This window comes from uncultured Streptococcus sp., assembly GCF_915066115.1.
Classification (GTDB): Bacteria; Bacillota; Bacilli; order Lactobacillales; family Streptococcaceae; genus Streptococcus.
In genome coordinates, this window is record NZ_CAJZDT010000181.1 from 1 (window position 1) to 2759 (window position 2759).

A 2759-nucleotide genomic window follows, 5' to 3' on the forward strand; every position below is an offset into this window, starting at 1 on the left:
CTGATTTCAAGTGGAATCAGGATTTTTTCATAGATGCGATTTTTTCTGGGTCTGGTGTGACGCGGAGGGTCTTTTGTCCTGTGTAAGTGACAAAGCCGGGTTTGCCACCAGTTGGTTTGTTAAGTTTCTTGACCTCGATCATATCTACCTGAACCAGATTTGACAGGCGAGCTTGCGAGAAGTAGGCGGCTAGCTCTGCTGCGTCTGTCTTGACTTCATCAGATGGGTCAAGATTGCCTGAGATGACAACGTGGCTTCCAGGGATGTCCTTTGCATGGAACCAGAGTTCCTCCTTGCGGGCCATTTTAAAGGTTAGCTCCTCATTTTGTAGGTTGTTGCGACCGACATAGATGATGGTTTTGCCATCACTGGCCAGATACTGTTCTGGTTTTTTACGTTTCTGGATTTTCTCCCGCTGTCTTCTACGGATAAATCCGGTTTGGATCAATTCTTCACGGATTTCAGCGATTTCTTCTAGTCCAGCTTGGTTGAGGACCGTTTCTACACTTTCCAGATAGAGAATGGTTGCCTTGGTTTCTTCAATCAGATCAGTCAAGTATTTGACAGCTTCTTTTAATTTCTGATAGCGTTTGAAATAGCGTTGGGCATTCTGGTTGGGAGTCAAGGCCTTATCAAGAGCAATGGTGATAGGTTGGTTAGTATAGTAGTTGTCTAGGATAACCTGGTCTTGGTCGTTAGGCACTTGATGGAGGAAGGTTGTCAGCAATTCTCCTTTTTGACGAAATTCTTCAGCGTTGTCTGTCGCCAGTAACTCTTTTTTCTGTTTTTTTAGCTTATGTCGATTTTTTTGAAGTTCATTTTCAACACGACGAATGAGTTCACTGGCTTGCTGTTTGACGCGGTCGCGCTCAGCCTTATCCTTATAGTAGGTGTCCAACAAATCAGAAAGACTGGCAAAAGGCTCTCCCACCTGATTTACAAAAGGAACTGGACTGAAGGAAGTCTCAGTCAAGCATGGTTTGGTTTCTTGATTGAAAAAGTTTCGGAAAGTGGAAAGTTTTTCACTAACCAGTATGCTTTCCAATTCATTTGCCGTATCGCGTCCCAGACCTTGAAAGAGGCTTTGAAGATTTTTAGCTGTCGTTTCCTGTGTTTGCAGGATTTCAAAGAGTTTCTCGTTCTTGATTGTAAAAGGATTGAGAGATTCCGTACTTGGCGGAGCGATATAGGTTGATCCAGGAAGCAAGGTGCGGTAGCTATTTTGTGAAAAGCCGACGTGTTTGATAACTTCGAGGATTTTATGACTGCTTTTATCGACCAGTAGAATATTACTGTGTTTACCCATGATTTCGATAATCAAGGCAGCCTGAATATGGTCTCCAATCTCGTTTTTATTGGAAACCGTGATTTCCACAATACGGTCATTTTCCACTTGCTCAATAGACTCAATCAGGGCCCCCTGCAAATACTTTCTCAAAACCATGATAAAGGTGGAAGGTTGGGCTGGATTTTCAAAAGTCGTTTGGGTCAGCTGAATGCGTCCAAAAACTGGGTGAGCAGAAAGGAGCAGGCGATGGCTTTGGCGATTGCTGCGGATTTGCAAGACCAACTCTTGTTCAAAAGGCTGATTGATTTTCTGAATGCGACCGTTCACTAGCTCTCTTCGCAATTCCTCAACCATGTGGTGTAAAAAAAATCCGTCAAATGACATCGTTCTCTCCTTGTGATTGTATTCCATAGTATTATATCAAAAAGGTAGAATAAAATCATGGAAATGTGGTATAATAAAGCCAAGTAAAGAGAAACGAGAAGCACATGTATATTGAAATGGTAGATGAAACTGGTCAAGTTTCAAAAGAAATGCTGCAGCAAACCCAAGAAATTTTGGAATTTGCAGCCCAAAAATTAGGCAAAGAAGACAAGGAGATGGCAGTTACCTTTGTGACCAATGAACGTAGTCATGAACTCAATCTGGAGTATCGTGACACCGACCGTCCGACAGATGTCATCAGCCTTGAATATAAGCCAGAGTTGGAAATTGCCTTTGACGAGGAAGATTTGCTTGAAAATCCAGAATTGGCAGGGATGATGTCTGAATTTGATGCCTATATTGGGGAACTGTTCATCTCTATCGATAAGGCACATGAGCAGGCCGAGGAATACGGTCACAGCTTTGAGCGTGAGATGGGCTTCTTGGCAGTACACGGCTTTTTACATATCAACGGCTATGATCACTACACTCCGGAAGAAGAAGCGGAGATGTTCGGTTTACAAGAAGAAATTTTGACAGCCTATGGACTCACAAGACAATAAACGAAAATGGAAAAATCGTGACCTGATATCCAGTTTAGAATTTGCCCTCACAGGAATTTTTACTGCTATCAAGGAAGAACGCAATATGCGAAAACATGCAGTGACGGCCATTGTAGTCATTCTTGCAGGTTTTGTTTTTCAGGTGTCACGAATCGAATGGCTCTTTCTCCTATTGAGCATTTTCTTGGTAGTAGCTTTTGAAATTATCAATTCTGCTATTGAAAATGTGGTGGATTTGGCCAGTCACTATCACTTTTCCATGCTGGCTAAAAATGCCAAGGATATGGCGGCTGGCGCGGTATTAGTGGTCTCTCTTTTCGCAGCCTTAACAGGCGCATTGATTTTTCTCCCACGAATCTGGGATTTATTATTTTAAATAGTAAGAGGAAATTATGACTTTTAAATCAGGCTTTGTAGCCATTTTAGGACGTCCCAATGTTGGGCAGTCAACCTTTTTCAATAACGTCATGGGGGAAAACATACAA

General features: G+C 42.4%; 4 protein-coding genes. 3 read left to right on the forward strand and 1 reads right to left on the reverse strand.

From position 1 onward, the window contains the following. Positions 1-16 precede the first annotated feature (16 nt). A complete protein-coding gene (gene pavA / locus QZ565_RS09175) occupies positions 17-1672 on the reverse strand; it encodes an Rqc2 family fibronectin-binding protein PavA (protein ID WP_295528546.1) in 1656 nt (551 codons plus the stop codon). Between the two features lie 104 nt (positions 1673-1776). On the opposite strand from pavA, the gene ybeY reads away from it, so the two are divergent. From ybeY to QZ565_RS09190, 3 genes are all read left to right on the forward strand, one after another. Then, the gene (gene ybeY / locus QZ565_RS09180) at positions 1777-2274 is read left to right on the forward strand and encodes an rRNA maturation RNase YbeY (protein WP_295528549.1); all 498 of its coding nucleotides are present in this window, start codon (positions 1777-1779) and stop codon (positions 2272-2274) included. Beyond that, on the forward strand, positions 2255-2650 hold the full coding sequence (locus QZ565_RS09185; protein ID WP_261051706.1) for a diacylglycerol kinase: 396 nt from the start codon (positions 2255-2257) through the stop codon (positions 2648-2650). Before ybeY ends, QZ565_RS09185 begins: the two co-directional genes overlap by 20 nt. Before the next feature lie 16 nt (positions 2651-2666). Further along, a partial coding sequence (locus QZ565_RS09190) for a GTPase (RefSeq protein ID WP_295528554.1) occupies positions 2667-2759 on the forward strand: 93 nt, incomplete at its 3' end.

Coding starts and splice junctions, on each gene's coding strand:
- QZ565_RS09185 (WP_261051706.1), top strand. CDS start 2,255: ATGGACTCACAAGACAATAAACGAAAATGGAAAAATCGTGACCTGATA.
- pavA (WP_295528546.1), bottom strand. CDS start 1,672: ATGTCATTTGACGGATTTTTTTTACACCACATGGTTGAGGAATTGCGA.
- ybeY (WP_295528549.1), top strand. CDS start 1,777: ATGTATATTGAAATGGTAGATGAAACTGGTCAAGTTTCAAAAGAAATG.